This is a genomic window from Pseudarthrobacter sp. CC4 (genome assembly GCF_048957775.1).
In the GTDB taxonomy this organism is placed as follows: domain Bacteria; phylum Actinomycetota; class Actinomycetes; order Actinomycetales; family Micrococcaceae; genus Arthrobacter.
This window is the reverse complement of record NZ_JARCCZ010000002.1, coordinates 335,018-353,125: the sequence shown is the minus strand read 5'-3', so window position 1 is coordinate 353,125 and position 18,108 is coordinate 335,018. Positions and strand designations below refer to the sequence as shown.

Sequence of the window (18,108 nt, the reverse complement as noted above, 5' to 3'; positions counted from 1 at the left end):
CGAGACCGGCAAGGACATGAGCTCCAAATACAAGGAAACGGCCATGGGCGGCCTCGCCGTCAACGTCGTCGAATGCTGACAGCGTTGAACCTTCAGTTGTGGGCCGCAGCCCACCAGTTCAAGGTGGACGCAAAGACCAGCCAGGCAATGTAGGGGAGCAGCAGCAGTCCCGCGGTCCGGCTGATGGGGCCGAAGTAGAGGACAGTCACCGTGACCGCGGCGATCAGGGCCACGATAATGCCCAGGGCCAGCCACAGGGCAGCCGTACCCATAGCGGGATACAGGCCGAAGAACACCGGAGTCCAGGCAAGGTTCAGGCCCAGCTGGACCGCGTAGGCCGTTAACGCCGGCCTGGTCTTGGAAGCCCTCTTCCGCCACACAAGCCAGGCAGCCACCGCCATGGCTGTGTAGAGCAGGGTCCATACCGGGCCGAAGAGCCAGTTGGGCGGGGACCAGGGCGCCTTGTCAGCCGTGGCATACCATCCGTTCACGTTGTCAATGGTGGAGAATCCGCCGAGCCCGGCCACCAGGAAGGATGCCGCCAGGAATCCGGCCAGCACCGCTGCCTGGACCCGCGCGCTGTACGGCTGGTCGCTTCCATCCGGCGGGGATGACGACTCTTCACGCTTCGGCTGCATGCCTCCACCCTTGCCAACCGGTCCACCCGAGTCAAGGGCACGGGCCACGGCAGGCTCGGGCCGGCTGCTGAAAAGCCGGGACGGCATCAGGCTTTAGACTTGAGGCTGCATGTCCGCACGCATACACGAGTACCGAACCGCGCACGAAACCGATTGGACACGGCCCCCTTGCGAGAATTCACCGCACGATTCGCCACCGCCGAGGAAATTGAAAACTGGGACAAGCACGTCACGGCCAATCCCAACGGCGGCAACATGCTGCAGTCCGCCGCATATGCCTCAGTCAAGAACGCCAGCGGCTGGAAAGTCCGGTTCCTGGTGCTGGAGAACGCGGCAACCGCCAGCTACAACCTGGTACTCGAAAAGAGTTTCCCGCTGCTCGGCCGGCTTTGGTACCTCATCAAGGGCCCGGACCTGGCAGCAGCTGATGACCTGAAGGCAGCGCTGGAAGCCTGTGCGGCTTTCGTCCGTAGCCGGAAGCTCAACGTCTTCACCATCAAGATCGAGCCGGACGTCGTCGACTCCGACGAGGCCCAGGCCCACCTGCAAGACGCAGGCCTGGTCAAGGCACCCAACATCCAGTCCAACGACTCCACGGCCCTGCTGGACATCTCCGGACCGGAAGAGGCAGTGTTCAAGGCCATCTCCTCCCGCGCCCGCAACGCCATCCGCCGCGCTGAGCGGGAAGGCTGCGAAGTGGTCCGCGAAGAACACGGCCCGGAAACCTACCGGGCCCTTTATGACCTCATGGCCGACACCGTCAAGGCCAAGGGCTCCATGCCCCTGCGCAGCTACGAGTACTACGCAGCCTTCTGGGACGAATTCTGCAACCGGGGCCAGGGCAGTTTCTTCTTCACCTACGAGGACGGAAAGCCCAGCGTGGGAGCCTTCGTCATCAATTACGGGGCCAAAGCCACCTATAAGGACGGCGGTTCGACCCAAAACCGCAAGCAATACGGTGATTCCCACCTGGTGCAGTGGGCCGCCATCCGCCGCATGCAGGAGCTGGGCTGCACGGAATACGACTTCTGCGGGACCCCGCCGGCTTCCCGGATCAAGGACAAGACCCACAACCTGTACGGCATGGGCATGTTCAAGACCAGCTTCACCAAGACGGTCACCGACTTCGTGGGATGCCACGACTACGTTCTCTCGCCCTTGAGTCACCGGCTCTGGGTCAACGGAGCAGAGAAGGTCTTCCGCCGGATCGAAACCGCCCGCACCGGCCAGCAGTTCTACTGACCGCGAGCAGGAGCGCCCCCGCCGGCTGCCCTGCCCATCCCGACCGACCTCGCCCGCCGCCCGCCATTTGCCAAGCCTCTTATCCGTGAAGAAGGTAACTCCTTGAATGCAGTCCCCGCCGCCGATCTCGAGTTCGCCGTGCTCAGCGATGCCGAATTCGAGCAGTTCGCGCTGAAGCACCCGCAGAACAGCTTTCTCCAGTCCGTTGACTTTGCCCGGTTCCAGCGCGCCAGAGGACAGCAGGTGGAGCTTTTCGGGGTCCGGCAGCACGGCGAACTGGTTGCAGCGGGGAAACTGAACTACACCACCACCCGGCTGGGGTACACAGTCTGCGAATGCGCCAAGGGACCCCTGATGGACTACACGGACCCTGACCTGGTGCGTGCCGTCGTCGGACTCCTCCACAAACGCGCGGCGGAGCGCAAGGCCGCCGAACTGCGGATCTCCCCGAACCTCAGGTACATTGCGCGTGACGCCGATGGTGCCGAGCATCCCGAGATCGAGGACAACAGGCCGCTGGTGGCACAGCTCGGCGGGCTGGGCTTCCGGCACCAGGGCCTGGACATGAACTTCGTGAACGTGAACTGGATGTTCATCAAGAACCTGGAAGGCATCCAGGACGCGGAAGAACTGATCATGGGCACCAGCTATCGGACCCGGAAGGCCATTCGGAAGGCCGAAAAGAACGGCGTCTTCCTGGAACAGGCCACCCTGGACACCCTGGACGAGTTCTACGGCGCCCTGAGCCGGGCCGGTGACGAAAAGGGCTTTGTTTACCGGGAACGCGCCTACTACGAGCAGCTGCTCAGCACGACGTCGCCTGAGTTCACCAAGCTCATGATGGCCAAGATCGACATCCCCGCCTACCGGAAGTCCATCACGGAGCGGCTTGCGGCGGAATCGGCCACCGCTGATGAACTGCGCGAGGAGGTGGCGGAGACAGGAAGCAAGAAGAAGAACAACCGCCTCAAAGTGGTCCAGGACCTGGTGGACAGCTACGAGCGAAGCCTGAAGGACATCGAACGCTTTCCCGACTCGGTGGGCGTGGCCACGGTGGCCGCCATCCACTTCGTCTGCTACGGCGACGAGGTGGTCTGCGTCATCGGCGGCACGGTGCAGGACTACATCTACTTCAACGGCGCTACCTCGCTGTACTGGGGAATGATGCTCCACGCCCTCGAAAAGGGGTACCCGCGGTACAACTTCTACGGGACGTTCGGCATCTCAGGCCAAGACGAGGAAGGCCACGGGGGCTACGCCTTCAAGAAGGGCTTCGGCGGGGAAGTGGTGCAGCTCCTGGGCGACTTCGTGCTGCCCGTCCGGCCCGCCGTGTTCCACGCCAACAAGCTGGCCAGGATGGCAGCCGGCGCTGCACGCGCCGTGCTGGGCAAGCTGCCGCTGAAGCGCTCTGCCTGACGCCGCCTGCACACCACCACAACGGGAGGAGGGACAATGACTGAGCGACCCGAGCGCCCCGGCGCCGGATCCCCGAAGGCCAGGCCGAACACGGACGGCCTGCCCAAGACCGAGCCGCTGACTCCCTCCCAGCTGCGGCAAAACGCTGCGGCCAGGAGAATGCTGCGTCGCCTGGTCCAGGGTGAAAACCCGCCCACGGCTCCCCTGAGCATCGTGGACAGGCTCACCGGCAGCCCCTACGCGAACCCCACGATCCAGGTGGGAGGGGTGGACACCTCCGCCCGCAAGACCCTGGACTTCGCCCTGCACCTGGCAGAAACCATGTTCCGCTATGGTGCGGGTGCCCTGGAAGTGGAGACCAGCATCATTGCCGTCACCGCCGCCCTGGGGCTGAAGAACATCGAGGTGGACATCACCAACCAGTCCGTTGGCATCAACTACGCCCCTAAGGACCAGACACCCATCGCACTGCTGCGTGTGGTCCGCTCCTGGACCAACAACTACGCCGGCCTGGCCAAGGTCCACCAGCTGGTGACCGACATCGTCGCCGGGGGAGTGGGCCGGGACGAGGCAATCCGACGCCTGGACGAGGCCATCACCAGCCCCAAGCCGTTCCCGCGCTGGATGGTGACGGCGGCGTTCGGCGTTTTCGCAGCGGCATTCGTTGCCGTGCTGGGCGGCGGACCGGTGTCCTCTGCCATAGCGTTCGCAGCCAACATCGGAGTGAGCCTGCTGGCCCGCCAGCTCGGCCGGTGGCGGGTTCCCGACTTCTTCATAACGGCCAGCTGCTCTTTTGTGGTGACGCAATTGGCGCTGGTCCTCTGGCAGTTCGGCCTGACAACATCGCCGGCCATCGTGGTGGTGGGAGGCATCCTCCTGCTCCTGCCCACGGGACGCCTCGTGTCCTCAGTGCAGGACGCCATCAACGGCTTCCCTGTTACGGCCGCGGGACGGTTCCTGTCCACGCTGCTCACCTTTGGAGCCATCGTGGCAGGCATCGCCGTCGCCTTCGTGGTCGGGGAGCTGACCGGCATGCAGCGCATTGACGTGACGCAGACCTTTCCGCCGGCCTACGACCTGTGGGTGCTGGTCATCCTTGTTGCCGTGGCGGTGATGGCCATCGGGGTCACGGAACAAACCAGCTGGCAGCTCCTGCTCCCCACCGCGGCGGTGGGGGTGGCCGGCTACTTCGTGCTGCTGGGCGGCGGACTGCTGGGCATCGGGGACCGGTTCTCGCCCGCCCTGGCCGCAGTGGCCATCGGCCTGCTGGCCCGCGTCGTTGCCCTGAGAATGGGTGCCCCCCAGCTGGTGGTGGCCGTGCCCGCAGCGCTGATCCTGCTGCCGGGCCTCACCATCTTCCGGTCCATGTACGTGCTCACCATCGAGGAAGCCGAGATCCTGCTGGGTGCCGGCGGGATGCTCAACGCCGGAGCCATTGTCCTGGGAACGGCCGGCGGGATCGTCCTTGGCGACACGCTGGCGCGGCCGCTGACCCGCAGCCTTGCCAGCAACGAGCGGCGCCGCGCCCGCCGCCGCTGACCGGCTGCCAGGATCTGCCTGGCTGGATCTTCCTGTTTAGATCTGCCCTACGGGCAATTTCTTCTCCGCCTGGAAATCGTCCTCAACACGGCCTTTCGCCCAGTAACCGGACAGGGACACCTGCTTGCGTTCAAGGCCGCGCTGTACAAAGAGCACATCACGCAGCGCCTTCATATAGCCGCGCTCGCCGTGGGCAAAAACGTCCACCCGGCCAGCGGGCCAGTCCGCCCCTGCCACCGCCTGCACCAGCAGACCGCTTTCGCCCGCAGGGACGCCTCGACGGAACAGCCAGTGGAGCTTCACTCCTGCGGGAGCGGCAATCTGCTGTATGTCGGCGTCGGAATCGACCTCAAGGAAGGCGAGGCCGGCGGCTTCAGCCGGCAACGACTCTATGCACGCCGCAATGGCGGGCAATGCCGCCTCGTCCCCGGCGAACAGGTACCAGTCAGCGTCCGGGGCAGGGTTGTACGCCCCTCCCGGCCCGGTGAAGGTCAGGGTGTCGCCCGGCCGGGCCTTCGCCGCCCACGGTCCTGCCAGCCCTTCGTCGCCGTGGACCACAAAATCGATGGCGAGCTCCCTGGCCACGGGATCCACCCAGCGGAGCGTGTACGTGCGCGTGAAAGGCCATTGTTCCCGCGGCATGCTCTCGCGGATGCTCCACAGATCCAGCGGGGAGGGGTAGGCGACGCCCGGTTGCGGGAAGACAATTTTTACGTACCGGTCAACGAAGCCGTTGTTGACGAAGTCCGCAAAACCGTCCCCGCCGGCAACAATCCGCACCATGTGGGGCGAGAGCTGTTCCCGGCGCAGAACTGCGAGGTTGACCTGCGGGCGGCTCTTCTTGGTGGCGCCGGTGGCGGCGGGAACAATGCTCATAAGGCAAGCCTAAGCTAGGCTACCGGCGGAAGCTCCCAGGTTACGCCCGGGGCACCCTGCTCCCGCAGCAGCTCGTTGACGCGGCTGAAGGGCCGCGAACCGAAGAAGCCGCGGGACGCGGACAGGGGGCTGGGATGCGCGCTGGACACGGCCGGAACCCCCGGCAACAGCGGACGCACGCTCTCCGCGTCCTTTCCCCACAGCACGGCAACCAGCGGCAGGCGTGACCCGTCCGGAGCCCGCCGCCCGGCCACGGCCTGGACGGCCGCCGTCGTAATCTCCTCCCAACCTTTCCTGCGGTGCGACCCTGCGGCTCCGGCCCTTACAGTCATCACGCGGTTCAGCAGCAGCACACCCTGCCCGGTCCAGGCGGAAAGGTCGCCGTGGACCCTCGCGGGAATTCCCAGATCCGCCTCCAGCTCCCGGTAGATGTTCGCCAGGCTCCGCGGGATGGGCCGGACGTGCGGATCAACGGAGAAGGCCAGGCCGACGGCATGCCCCGGCGTGGGGTACGGATCCTGCCCCACCATCAGGACTTTCACCGACGCGAGGGGCTGGCGGAAGGCCCGCAGGACGTTCGACGGCGCCGGCAGCACCGTGTGCCCGGCCGCCTCTTCGTCGGCAAGGAAAGTGAGCACGCCGCGGAGTCCGCTTTCCACGCCCGCCAAGGCGTCTGCCCAGTCAGGCGCCATCAGCTCCTTCAGCGGCAGCTGCGCCAGTTCGGCGAAACCCTGCCCGCGCGGCGGATCCTGCGCCAGTTCGAAAAGGGCATCTGATTCAAACACCGTCCCATTCTCGCAGGGCGGCCGCCGGCACCGGTCCGGCAGGCCGCCCGGCACAAATGACAACAGTGTTATTCGTCCGTAGCATGGGGGTCAGACATTTTACGTAACCAGCAAGGGAGAGTGCGCCGTGGCGGAACCAGCTCGGGAGCACCTGCCGGAGCAGGAACAGCGGGACGCCCTCCTGCCGGATTTCACGCTGCGGGATTCCCCCCTGAGCGAGCGTGACCAGCAGATGCTCGCCCTTGAACGGCAGTGGTGGAAGTACGCCGGTGCCAAGGAACAGGCCATCAGGGAACTCTTCGATCTCTCCGCGACACACTACTACCAGCTCCTCAACGCCCTGATCGATACCGAGGATGCGCTCGCGCATGACCCCATGCTGGTCAAGAGATTGCGTAGACTACGTACGTCGCGTCACCGTGCACGCACTGCACGGCGCCTGGGGTCCGACGCATAAGACGCTCACGCTGGTTCCTCAGCAGCAACACACAAGGATGTCTCTTTCCCATGACCAAATACGCCCGCGATGAATTCGACAAGGTCCCGGAGACCGCGTCGCGACAAGGTGTCCATCGCACAGCCTCTGCTCCGTCACGGGTCCGGCTGTGGCCCGTCCTGGCGGTGGGATGCGTTGCCCTGGCCATCGGGCTGGTTTCCTTCCTGATCCTGCCCAAGCTGGGGTTTGCGGGTCCGGCAAGCCAGGCCTCGTCGAGCCTGGAAGCAATGCCGCTGGCCGGAACGGGGTCGACGCCCTCCGCCGCGCCGGACGCGTCCGTCACGCCCTCCGCTGAGCCCTCCGCCGCGCCTGAAACCGCCGGATCCGAAACGGTCCCCGCTGCCGGGACAGGGTCCAGTAGCCGCCCCACGGCGCAGGCTGCGTCCGTAGACAAAACCCAGCCTGTGGCGGTCTACAACGCCGCCGGGACCGCCGGGCTGGCAAGCCGTGTAGGCGGAACCGTGCAGGCGGACGGCTGGCCCCTGGGACAGGTAGGGAACTGGGCGGGAGCGCCGCAGCAGGGCTCCATCATTTTCTACTCCGGCCCAGCCCAACGGGCCAACGCGGAAGCCCTCGCGGAACTCCTGGGCGTCCCCACCGTGGTGAGCAGCACCGACTTCCAGGTTCCCCTGGTGGTTGTGCTGGGCCCGGGGTACCGGTAAGCCGGGTTCTTCCATCAGCCGCGCTGCCTTGGGCCACACCCGGTCCGGGGCCCGGCGTTACTCCTGAATAACGTTTGCCGACGGCACCGCCGGGGGCCTGCGGCACCGACCCGCATTGGCTAGAGTAAATCCCGGGCTACGGCCCGGCGCCGGGGCACCCCCGCAGCATCCCGGACCTTACGGAAAGAGTGGTCACCATGGCACGAGGAACCGTCAAGTGGTTCAACGCGGAAAAGGGCTACGGCTTCATCACCGTTGACGGCTCCAGCGACGACGTCTTTGTCCACTGGTCTGCTATCGAAGGCGAAGGTTACCGGGCACTGGACGAGGGACAGCGCGTGGAACTTGAAGTCGGCGAAGGCGAGAAGGGCCCACAGGCGGAAAGCGTCCGGCCGGCCGAGTGAAGCATCTGATTGTCCCCGCCGGGACCCTCCGTCCTGCGTTTGCCGCGGCCCTCTGCTGCACGCTGGCCCTGACCGCCTGTTCCGGGGTCACCGGAAACGCACGCGTGGAAACAACGGAAGCCTCCGGTGACGGGACGCTGCGGGTAGGCCTCATCCTGGACAATGCGGGGGAGGGCAGCTTCCTGAACGCGCCCCAGGCGGCCGCCGCCAAGCTCGCAGTCAAAGAGATCAACGCTGCCGGCGGGCACAAAGGCCGGCCCGTGGAGCTGCTGCCCTTTGAAGCCGGCCAGGATGCAGCGTCGCAGGCCCAGGCTTTGGTCCAGGCCAAGGCGGACGTGGTGATCGGCCCCACCGACTCCAGCCACGCCAAGGCCGTCGTGGACATCCTCTCCCGGGCCAGGACGCCGCTGATCTCGCCGGCCAACACCGCGGCCGGGCTCAGCACCATCCCCAGCGGCGGATACTACTTCCGGACGGCGGCCGCCGACGTCGCGCAGGGACCCGTGCTGGCCAAGCTCGCCAAGGACGCGGGCGCCGCCACCATCTCCCTGATGTTCCAGGAAGGCGCCTACGGCAGCGACGTCTCCGCCGCCGTCGCCGATTCCGCAGAACAGGCCGGACTGGAAGTGGTTGCCACAGCCGGGTTCAAGCCGGGTGAAGCGGGAAGCGCCGCTGCCGCCGCCCGCGGGGCGGAACCCGACGCCGTCATCCTGGTGGCCCGCGACGGCGCGCAGGGCGCCCTGGCTGAACTCAACAACGCCGCCCTGGCCGGCTCGAAGATCATCCTCAGCGACGGCGCGTTCGGCCGGTATGCGTCCAAGCTGGGAACCAAAGCCCTGGAGGGTGCCCGCGCCGTTGTTCCCGGCGAGCTGCCATCCGCCGCCTTCCAGGAAAGGCTCCTGGGCATCGATCCCGGCCTGAAGGACGTGTCCTTCGCCGCGGAAACGTACGACGCCGTGACCCTCGCAGCCCTCGCGGCAGCCAAAGCAGAGGACGACTCGGGCCGCTCAATTGCAGCGAACCTCATCGCCGTGTCAGGCGGGACTGCCGCCGGCAAGGATGGCGGGACTGCAACGGTGCCCGGCACGCCCTGCCCCAGCTACAAGGAGTGCCTGGCGGCGAAGGCTTCCGGTACCGGCATTAATTACGACGGCGAATCCGGCCCGGTTGCCTTCGACGCCAACGGTGACATCACCTCGGCGACGTTTACGGTGTTTACCTACGGGGCAGACAACAATCCAACGCCCACCGGCCGTGAAACTGCAGGCCGCGCCGGCTGATCGCCCTCGGCGTAGAGATGCCTGCCAGGGCGCTTTCCGCGCGTCATTCGCTTGCACTCTCCCGTGGGGAGTGCTAATTATTGAGTTAGCACTCTGACGTACCGACTGCTAAAGCAAAGCTGGTTCCGGCCGGCGGAGCGCGGCACCGAACGAGGAGCGAAGAAACACCTCACTGGAGTGAGGCCCGCACCCGGGGGCATACAGAGGCCGCCGGCAAAGGGTCGTCCGTCGCGGGCACTGCAGCGAAGGTTCATTCTTAACGACTGTCCCGAAAGGACTACTGCCGTTATGGCCAAGATCATTGCATTTGATGAAGAGGCACGCCGCGGCCTTGAGCGGGGCCTGAACATCCTCGCCGACGCCGTTAAGGTCACCCTCGGCCCGCGTGGACGCAACGTCGTCCTCGAAAAGAAGTGGGGCGCCCCCACGATCACCAACGATGGTGTTTCCATCGCCAAGGAGATCGAGCTGGACGATCCCTACGAGAAGATCGGCGCCGAGCTGGTCAAGGAAGTTGCCAAGAAGACTGACGACGTCGCCGGCGACGGAACCACCACCGCCACCGTTCTGGCCCAGGCCCTGGTCAAGGAAGGCCTGCGCAACGTTGCCGCCGGCGCCGACCCGCTGTCCCTCAAGCGCGGCATCGAAAAGGCTGTCGAAGCCGTCACCCGCGAGCTCCTGGCTTCCGCCAAGGAAATCGAAACCAAGGAAGAGATTGCCGCTACGGCATCCATCTCCGCAGGGGACGAGGAAATCGGTGCGCTGATCGCCGAAGCCCTGGACAAGGTGGGCAAGGAAGGCGTCATCACGGTCGAGGAATCCAACACCTTCGGCCTGGAACTCGAGCTCACCGAAGGCATGCGCTTCGACAAGGGCTACATCTCCGCCTACTTCGTCACCGACGCGGAGCGCCAGGAAACGGTCCTCGAAGACCCGTACATCCTGATCGTCAACTCCAAGATCTCCAACGTCAAGGAACTGGTTGCTGTCCTCGAAAAGGTCATGCAGTCCAACAAGCCGCTGCTGATCATCGCCGAGGACATCGAGGGCGAGGCCCTGGCCACCCTGATCGTCAACAAGATCCGCGGCACCTTCAAGTCCGTTGCCGTCAAGGCTCCGGGCTTCGGTGACCGCCGCAAGGCACAGCTCGCCGACATTGCCGTCCTCACCGGCGGCCAGGTCATCTCCGAGGAAGTCGGACTCAAGCTGGAAAACGCCGGCCTGGAACTCCTGGGCAAGGCACGCAAGGTTGTTGTCACCAAGGACGAGACCACCATCGTTGAAGGTGCCGGCGACGCCGACCAGATCGCCGGCCGCGTGTCCCAGATCCGCGCCGAGATCGAGAACTCCGATTCGGACTACGACCGCGAGAAGCTGCAGGAACGCCTGGCCAAGCTGGCCGGCGGCGTTGCAGTGATCAAGGCCGGTGCCGCAACCGAGGTTGAGCTCAAGGAGCGCAAGCACCGCATCGAAGACGCAGTGCGTAACGCCAAGGCTGCTGTTGAAGAAGGCATCGTTGCCGGTGGCGGCGTGGCCCTCATCCAGGCCGGCGCCAAGGCATTCGCCAACCTGCAGCTGTCCGGCGACGAGGCCACCGGTGCCAACATTGTCCGCGTTGCCATCGATGCTCCGCTGAAGCAGATCGCCTTCAACGCCGGCCTGGAGCCGGGCGTTGTGGTGGACAAGGTTCGCGGCCTGCCCGCAGGACACGGCCTGAACGCCGCAACCGGCGAGTACGTCGACCTGCTGGCTGCCGGCGTGAACGACCCCGTCAAGGTAACCCGCTCTGCCCTGCAGAACGCGGCTTCCATTGCCGGCCTGTTCCTCACTACCGAAGCTGTTGTTGCCGACAAGCCGGAGAAGAACCCGGCCCCCATGGGCGGCGGCGACGACATGGGCGGCATGGGCGGCTTCTAAGCCCTCCTGCCGGGCTTTGTCCCGCTGGAAACGAATGCGGCCCCCTCTCTTGAGGGGGCCGCATTCGTGTTCCTGGAGAGGGGCTGGCTTTTACTTCCGGGCGCTGGACAGCATTCCCTCGACTTCCTTCTTGAATGCCTCTGCCGCTGCCTGGGGAGTCAGGCGGTCGTAGAGAACCTCATCGGTGTATCGCTTGATGACGTTCTGTACGCTGCCCGCGCCCACCGGAGGAACGGGCGGCGCATCCTTCATGTCCGGAGCAATGTCCTTCAGGAAGCCCACCACGGTGGTGTCTGCCGGTTTCAGGGACGGTGTGATGCCCTTTACGATCTCCGTGTTGGTGGGCACGCCGCGGTCCGTCATCAGGATTGCGCCGGCTTCCGGGCTGTTCGCCAGGTAGTTGATGAAGGTTGAGGCGGCTTCGGTGTGCTTTGACCGTGCGGAAGCGGACCAGAACATGGTGGGCTTGTAGTACATGCCGTTCTCAGCGGCAACACCGTCGAGGCTAGGCGCACGGAGCATCTTGATGCTGCTGTCGGTAGTGGACCCGAGCGATCCGAGCTGGTTGGTCCACCACCATGCCATCCCCACCCTGTTGGTGCCGAAGAGGCTTTCTTCCAGGCCCGCGCCGGAGTCCTCGGTAGCCACCGTGGCCGACGGGCTTGCCTTGGAGTCGCGCTGTTCCTTGAGCCGCTCCCAGAAGGAAGCGGCCGTTGCAGTGTCGAAATCGAGCTTGCCGTCCTCGGAGTAGAGATTCTCCCCATGCTGGCGAAGCCAGATGATCAGGTCTGCCTCGTTGCTGCCGTATGCTGCGCCGTAGTTCTTGCCGTCTCCGGCGGCGCTGATCTTCGTTGCTGTCTCAATGAAGTCGTCCCACGTCCATGAGGTGTCATCCGGAAGCGGAACGTTTGCTGCCTCGAAAACCTTCGTGTTGGCCATGATGACGTAGGCGTTCCGGCCGGTGCTCAGGCCGTATTGGGCGCCGTCGTACTGGCCCGAGGCCAGGGCTTCCTTGTCGAGTTTGGAGGTATCAATGCCGCTTTGCTTGGACAGATCCAGGAGCGCCCCGCGGCCGCCGTATTCGGCAATGTACTTCTGGTCCATCTGGATCACGTCCGGCGCGTCGTTGGCCGCGGTCTTGGTGGCCAGCTTGTCCCAGTAGCTGCCCCATTCACCCGGCTCGGACTCAATCCTGATGTTCGGGTGTTCCGCTTCAAAGGCATCGATGACCTTTTCGGTCTGGGCGTTGAGGTATTCGTTCCCCCACCAGGCGAAGCGCAGGGTTACTTGCTCATTGCCCTCGGAGCCGGAAGAGGAACCGCAGCCTGTGGCAAGGAGGGAAAGGGCGACGGCTGCTGCGCCGAGCTGGAACCTTCTCCGGCGGAGGGTTGGAATCGTCATTGATATGCCTTCCTAATGGCGGGGCGCTTCTCTTGGGTGGACGCTGGCGTCGGGTTGTCGGCAGCGCCGGCCGCTGAGAAAACGCTTTCTCATGTCAGTAATGCGATTCTGCCTGCCTGCCATTGCCCGCGTCAAGCATTTTCGGTAAACGCTTTCCGTCAGGTCAAGGCCTGATCCGCCGGGCGGCCCGGGTAGGGCGAGTGTGCGGCGGAGGTACGGTACGGCATCGTACGGTGGCAAAGGCACGGTTTGTCCTGCCGGTCTGGGAGGATGGACCGGTGACAATTACTGCAGCGGCCGATGGTTCGGCCTTGGGAAACCCCGGTCCGGCAGGCTGGGCCTGGTACGTGAACGACGATTGCTGGCGCGCCGGAGGATGGCCCCACGGGACGAACAACCAAGGCGAGCTGATGGCGGTCCTGGATCTGTTGCGGGCCACGGCCCACCTTCCCCAGGAGGACCTGCACATCCTCTGCGACAGCCAGTACGTCATCAATTCGATCACCAAGTGGATGCCGGGATGGAAACGCAAAGGCTGGCGCAAGGCCGACGGCAAGCCGGTCCTCAACGTGGATTTGCTCAAGGAGCTGGACCGGGAGCTCGCCGGCCGGAAGTACACCTTCGAATGGGTCAAGGGGCATGCCGGGCATGACTTGAACGAAGCCGCGGACGAGCGCGCCAGGGCGGCCGCGACCGCCTACCAGCAGGGGGTGGCAGCCCGGTCCGGTCCCGGTTTCCCTGGCGCCCACCACGCCCACCACGCCCACCATCCGCCGGCGGCCAAGGATGCGCCGGAGGCCGCCCCCCGTGCACCCCGGGAAGCCGCAACCTTGCCAGGAGCCTACGAGGAGCCGGACCTGTTCAGCCAGCTGGACAACGGCGCTTTCGGCGAACCGGACGCCGCAGCCCAGCCAGGTGCCGCCGTGCCGGAGGCCTTGGTGGAGGAACTGGAGCGCGAGCTGCTGGGCCCCCTGGTGCGGGGGGACATCGGCCGGACGGCTGTTCTGCTGCACCCCGATTTCATGGAGATCGGAAGCTCGGGCAGGGTGTGGACCCGGGACGCCATGATGATGGCGCTCGAGGAGGACCCGGGCGAGCGGACAGACATTGAGATACTTGGCGCGGACCGTATTGGCGCTGACGCGGTCCTGCTGACGTACCGCAGCTACGCGCGCTCCGGCACCACGCTCAGAAGCTCACTGTGGGTGCTGGACGGCGGCCGCTGGCGGCTGCGGTTCCACCAAGGTACTCCCGAGGCTTAGCCGGCTCCTGGGTATCTACCCGGTCAGCTGAACCGCTGTGTGTTGCCCTGTTCCGCCTGTGCGTAGGTGGCAGCCGCGGAGGCAAGCGCCGTGTTGATGGACGCCAACGAGGCCTCCACGCGTCCCTGCGTGATGGTCCACTCCGTGATGAGCGCCTGGAAATTCGTGGCGGCGGTGCCCCGCCATGACCCCTGGAGCTCGTCCAGCCCGCGTTTCATTGCCTGGACGTCTGCGCTGATCCTGTCCACTGTCGCCTGGACACTGGCGGACTTCAGCTGAAGGAGTTCGGTGTCGACGGAAATGATGCTCATGGCCGTGCCTTTCGCTGTGGGGGCAGCTTTCGCCTGCGGGGCCCGGCTGGTCCGGACCGCTGATAACGAGCGTAGGGAGCAGGCCCCTGGAGCCGCTACGGTCCGGCGCTATATGTGGACAACCCCGCCGTCGCTGCCTGTTCCGCCTCGGCAGCTGCCCCGGTATTCAGCGCGTCATCACGGTGCGGAAGGCTGACCACCAAGGTCGCGCCGCCGCCATCGGTATTTTCCACCCGGACGGAACCGCCGTGGGACCCTACAATTGCGGCCACAATGGCCAGGCCGAGTCCGCTTCCGCCCGTTTCCCTGGTCCGTGAGGTGTCCGCCCGGTAGAAGCGCTCAAAGACCTTGGAGGCGTCCTCTTCGGAGATGCCGGGTCCATGGTCGCGCACTTCAATGACCGAGCGCAGCTGTCCGTCCTCCCTGGCGCGCACCCCCACCGCCAGTTCGATCGGGCTGCCCTCCGGCGTGTAACGCAGGGCATTGCCCACGAGGTTCCCCACCACCTGTCGGAGTTTGGCTTCGTCCCCCAGCACCGGGGCAGCCGCGGCAGGTCCGCCGTCGAGCCCGGTCAGCGAAATCGCCCGCGAGCGGTCGCTGGCCTGCGTGTCCACCACGGCGTCATGGGCGAGCAGCTGAAGGTCCACGGGCTTCTGCTGCAGCGGCCGCTGCTCGTCGAGGCGGGCCAGCAGGAGAAGGTCTTCCACCATTGAGCCCATGCGCTTGGCTTCGCTTTCAATCCTTCCCATGGCTGTGGCCACGTCTTCCTCGGTGGTCAGTGCGCCGTGCCGGTACAGCTCAGAGAAGCCACGGATGGTGACAAGCGGGGTCCGCAGTTCGTGGGAGGCGTCAGCGGCGAACCGCCGCATCCTCGCCTCCGAGGCCGTGCGTGCCGCGAAGGCCGTCTCAATGTGGGCCAGCATGGCATTAAGCGACCTGCTGAGGCGTCCCAATTCAGTGCCGGGATTTTCGACGTCGACACGGCGGGAAAGGTCACCGGCGGCAATGGCGGCCGCCGTTTTTTCCACCCGGGCCAGCGGGCGGAAGGAGCGGGACACGGTCCAGCTCGCGATCAGGGAGGCCAGCAGCAGGGTCAGCAGGCCCACCCCGGTCACCACCAGGGAGGCGTGCTTGAGGACATCATCCACGCTCTGCAGGGGCAGCCCGATGACCACCACAGCGGTGGTCTGGTTGTTCTGCACCGGCACGGCCACCACCCGCCAGTTCTGCCCGTCCGTACCGCGCACCTGATAGGGAACGGCGCCGCGTTCCTGCGCCTGCTGCACCGTGACGGAGCTGATGTCCGGACGGCTCTCAGGGTCGCCGCCGAACGGATACGGCTCCTCGCCTGGCGCGAAGAGAATAAGTGAGTAGTCAGTGGGAACCATCGGGTTGGGCGCCTGAAGCGGGGTGAAGGACCGCTGCTGCCGGGCCAGGTCTACCGCCGCGGTGAGTTTGTCATCCACCTGTGCCTGCAGGTAGCTGTGGAGCAGGGCCAGCGTTCCCGCTCCGGTCACCGTCAGGGCAACTATCAGCAGCGCCATGATCATGGCCACCAGTTGCGTCCTCAGTGAGGCCGACTTCCATCGCTGCAGCAAGGTCAGCGCTTTTCAGCCGTCCGAAGCACGTAGCCCACACCGCGCTTGGTCTGGATCAGGGCGGGAGCGTCGGGATCGATGTCCACCTTCCGGCGCAGATAGGAGATGTACGACTCCACGATGGAGGCATCACCGTTGAAGTTGTATTCCCATACGTGGTCCAGGATCTGGGACTTGGAGAGCACCCGGTTGGGGTTGAGCATGAGGTACCGGAGCAGCTTGAACTCGGTGGGGGAGAGCTCGATCACCGTGCCGCCGCGGCGCACTTCGTGCGCGTCGTCGTCGAGCTCCAGGTCGTCGACGCGGATGACGGCGTCGTCATCCAGCAGCGGCTGCGTCCGGCGCAGGACGGCGCGGATACGGGCCACCACCTCGTCAAGGCTGAACGGCTTGGTGACGTAGTCATCCCCGCCGACGGTGAGGCCTGTGACCTTGTCCTCGGTATCGTCCTTCGCGGTCAGGAACAGTACCGGGAAGTGCTTGCCCGAGGCCCGGAGGCGGCGGGTGACGGTGAAGCCGTCCATGTCCGGAAGCATGACATCCAGCACGGCCAGGTCCGGGGCATGGGTTTCGGCAGCCGCCAGGGCGTCCCGGCCGTTCGCGGCCGAGACAACCTCGAAGCCGGCAAACCTTAGCGAGGTGGACAGCAGCTCGCGGATGTTGGGTTCATCGTCAACAACAAGGAGCTTTGCCTCGGGACCGTTCTTGTTCATGCTCCCATTCTGCTCCCAGAGTCTGTGAGTTTTCTGGATGCATGGTGAATGTTGCATGGGCGTCCGCGGCGCGCAGTAAAGTTGGTGGCGCCGCCAGGGTCCCCCGCACGGGAGTGCGGAGGACCCTGGGTTGGGCGAATCACTTCAAAGTGGTCAGCTGGTCAGGTGCCAGATTTCCCTGTCTACTGCGGGATGTCCACATTCGCGGGGTGACCGCCGTAGCTCTTGTCGTCATACGCAGCGCCGCCCAGGCTGCAAAGCTGGGCGGCCGTGGTGCCTGAGGGAGCCGTGGCCAGCGAGTCCTTGTTGACGCCATCAACCGTGACCTGGCTTGAGTACAGCGAGTTGTCGGCTTCCTTGCAGACGAGCACGATGATCTTGAAGTCGCGCGGGTCTACAAAGGTCAGGCTGACGTTCGTGCCCCCCACGACGGTCACTGCTTGGGGCGCTGCCGTGTCGTGCCCCGTTGGTGTCGTGGTCTCAACTACCCAGTAATTGCCTTGGAGAACCTGGCTGAACGAGCACTTGCCGTCGGCGCCGGTGGTGCAGGTTGTGGCGGGGGTTACGGCCAGGTCTGTTGCGGGATCAAAGGTTCCGCCGACAGGTGCGGCATCGTTGTACAGCGTGAAGACGGCACCGGCCAGTGGGGAGGCCGGCGAGTCGTCGTCGGTCTTCAGCACGTTAATGTCGGCGCACTTGGACGTGGCGACGGATATCGGGGCGATGAAGTCCTTCAGAGCCGCTGTAAATGAATCTGAGGAGCGGCTCTTCAAGTACGCACTGCTGAACGGCAGGCAAGGGTCCGTGCCGACGATACCGGCAGCGGTCAGGTTGATGGCTGCTTCGCCGAAGGTCCGGACACTCAGATCTCGCGGAGCGTTGGGTGCGATGGGGTCCGTAACCACAGCGGTGTTGATTGAACCCTCGAAAGTTCCGGTCAATGGCTGGACTTTGCCCCAGCAGGGGGTCGCGTTGGCTGCCTCGCAGAGCGTCCGGGCACCGGTGGTGATCCACCGGTGGAATCCAAGAATCGGATTCACGCCGCCTTGGGACAGGTCATATTTGATCAGGACATCGCCGGCCGTACGGACGGGGGTCACACCGTTGGAGGACAGCACAGACGACTGGTTGAATTCGAAGTCCATGTTGGTAGTGCCATTTGGTTCCTGGACCCGCTCCCACGCGAGGTATGCGTACGTGCTGCCGTTGGATTCTTCCACGAACTTGGCGTAGAAGCGTGTCAGGTCGCTCTTGTTGTTGGGGATGGATCCGTCGACGACGGACGGTACTGCAGTGTCTTCCTTCGTGCCTGTACCGAATGAATTGTCTGTCTGGCCGGTTGGAAGATCGAGACCGCAACCACCGGTCAACGTTGAACAATCAATGCCGATGTTCGCCCAGTCTTTGATGTCGCCTGTGTCGACGACCAGGTTGCCGTCCTGCGCGTTTAGTTGGGCTCCGGAGAGCGTGGCCTGAGCCGACGTGACTCCGGTAAGGATCAAAGCCAGACAAGCCATGCCTGCGCCCAAGCGGGCGCGCGTTATATTCTCCATTGAATTACTCACTTC

General features: G+C 65.1%; 17 protein-coding genes. 9 read left to right on the top strand and 8 right to left on the bottom strand.

Going from position 1 to position 18,108, the window contains the following annotated elements; translation table 11 throughout:
- Positions 1-92: 92 nt before the first annotated feature.
- Positions 93-638, bottom strand: a complete 546-nt coding sequence (locus PV768_RS02815; RefSeq protein ID WP_421092219.1) for a TspO/MBR family protein — start codon at positions 636-638, stop codon at positions 93-95.
- A 168-nt stretch (positions 639-806) separates the two neighbouring features.
- Between PV768_RS02815 and PV768_RS02810 the strand changes: the two genes are divergently transcribed.
- The 3 genes from PV768_RS02810 to PV768_RS02800 all read left to right on the top strand — a co-directional run bounded on the left by PV768_RS02810 (position 807) and on the right by PV768_RS02800 (position 4,835).
- Entirely contained in the window at positions 807-1,880 is a 1,074-nt protein-coding gene (locus PV768_RS02810) for a lipid II:glycine glycyltransferase FemX (RefSeq protein WP_323056470.1), read from the top strand.
- A gap of 102 nt (positions 1,881-1,982) precedes the next feature.
- Entirely contained in the window at positions 1,983-3,296 is a 1,314-nt protein-coding gene (locus tag PV768_RS02805) for a peptidoglycan bridge formation glycyltransferase FemA/FemB family protein (RefSeq protein ID WP_421092218.1), read from the top strand.
- Positions 3,297-3,332: 36 nt separating this feature from the next.
- Positions 3,333-4,835 (top strand): threonine/serine exporter family protein, encoded by a 1,503-nt coding sequence (locus PV768_RS02800; RefSeq protein WP_321215395.1) that lies wholly within the window; start codon positions 3,333-3,335, stop codon positions 4,833-4,835.
- A gap of 36 nt (positions 4,836-4,871) precedes the next feature.
- Here the strand turns inward: PV768_RS02800 and PV768_RS02795 are convergent, their stop codons facing one another.
- Entirely contained in the window at positions 4,872-5,711 is an 840-nt protein-coding gene (locus PV768_RS02795; protein WP_421092217.1) for a siderophore-interacting protein, read from the bottom strand.
- A gap of 14 nt (positions 5,712-5,725) precedes the next feature.
- Positions 5,726-6,496, bottom strand: coding sequence for a uracil-DNA glycosylase (locus tag PV768_RS02790; RefSeq protein ID WP_370460432.1), 771 nt, complete (start codon positions 6,494-6,496; stop codon positions 5,726-5,728).
- Between the two features lie 127 nt (positions 6,497-6,623).
- Here PV768_RS02790 and PV768_RS02785 point away from each other — a divergent pair, with 127 nt between their 5' ends.
- The 5 genes from PV768_RS02785 (at position 6,624) to groL (ending at position 11,255) form a co-directional block, all read left to right on the top strand.
- On the top strand, positions 6,624-6,953 hold the full coding sequence (locus tag PV768_RS02785; protein WP_370460431.1) for a DUF3263 domain-containing protein: 330 nt from the start codon (positions 6,624-6,626) through the stop codon (positions 6,951-6,953).
- 50 nt (positions 6,954-7,003) lie between these two features.
- The gene (locus PV768_RS02780; RefSeq protein ID WP_421092216.1) at positions 7,004-7,654 is read left to right on the top strand and encodes a LytR C-terminal domain-containing protein; all 651 of its coding nucleotides are present in this window, start codon (positions 7,004-7,006) and stop codon (positions 7,652-7,654) included.
- Positions 7,655-7,851: 197 nt separating this feature from the next.
- Complete coding sequence (locus tag PV768_RS02775; RefSeq protein ID WP_157239046.1) at positions 7,852-8,058, top strand: cold-shock protein; 207 nt, start codon at positions 7,852-7,854, stop codon at positions 8,056-8,058.
- A complete protein-coding gene (locus PV768_RS02770; protein ID WP_421092215.1) occupies positions 8,055-9,338 on the top strand; it encodes an ABC transporter substrate-binding protein in 1,284 nt (427 codons plus the stop codon). Before PV768_RS02775 ends, PV768_RS02770 begins: the two co-directional genes overlap by 4 nt.
- Before the next feature lie 288 nt (positions 9,339-9,626).
- Positions 9,627-11,255 carry a chaperonin GroEL gene (gene groL / locus PV768_RS02765; RefSeq protein ID WP_157239045.1) on the top strand — a complete coding sequence of 543 codons (1,629 nt, stop codon included), beginning with the start codon at positions 9,627-9,629 and terminating at the stop codon, positions 11,253-11,255.
- Positions 11,256-11,345: 90 nt separating this feature from the next.
- Here groL and PV768_RS02760 read toward each other — a convergent pair whose 3' ends face one another.
- A complete protein-coding gene (locus tag PV768_RS02760; RefSeq protein ID WP_421092214.1) occupies positions 11,346-12,656 on the bottom strand; it encodes an ABC transporter substrate-binding protein in 1,311 nt (436 codons plus the stop codon).
- Between the two features lie 278 nt (positions 12,657-12,934).
- On the opposite strand from PV768_RS02760, the gene PV768_RS02755 reads away from it, so the two are divergent.
- Positions 12,935-13,918 carry an RNase H family protein gene (locus tag PV768_RS02755; RefSeq protein WP_421092213.1) on the top strand — a complete coding sequence of 328 codons (984 nt, stop codon included), beginning with the start codon at positions 12,935-12,937 and terminating at the stop codon, positions 13,916-13,918.
- A gap of 23 nt (positions 13,919-13,941) precedes the next feature.
- On the opposite strand, the gene PV768_RS02750 is transcribed toward PV768_RS02755, so the two are convergent.
- The 4 genes from PV768_RS02750 to PV768_RS02735 form a co-directional block, all read right to left on the bottom strand.
- Positions 13,942-14,229 carry a WXG100 family type VII secretion target gene (locus PV768_RS02750; RefSeq protein WP_139028136.1) on the bottom strand — a complete coding sequence of 96 codons (288 nt, stop codon included), beginning with the start codon at positions 14,227-14,229 and terminating at the stop codon, positions 13,942-13,944.
- Positions 14,230-14,324: 95 nt separating this feature from the next.
- Positions 14,325-15,779: a sensor histidine kinase gene (locus PV768_RS02745; protein WP_157242687.1), complete on the bottom strand. Its 1,455-nt coding sequence runs from the start codon at positions 15,777-15,779 to the stop codon at positions 14,325-14,327.
- A 50-nt stretch (positions 15,780-15,829) separates the two neighbouring features.
- Positions 15,830-16,540: a response regulator transcription factor gene (locus tag PV768_RS02740; RefSeq protein WP_139028140.1), complete on the bottom strand. Its 711-nt coding sequence runs from the start codon at positions 16,538-16,540 to the stop codon at positions 15,830-15,832.
- A gap of 182 nt (positions 16,541-16,722) precedes the next feature.
- Entirely contained in the window at positions 16,723-18,057 is a 1,335-nt protein-coding gene (locus PV768_RS02735; RefSeq protein ID WP_157239043.1) for a prealbumin-like fold domain-containing protein, read from the bottom strand.
- Between the last annotated feature and the right edge of the window lie 51 nt (positions 18,058-18,108).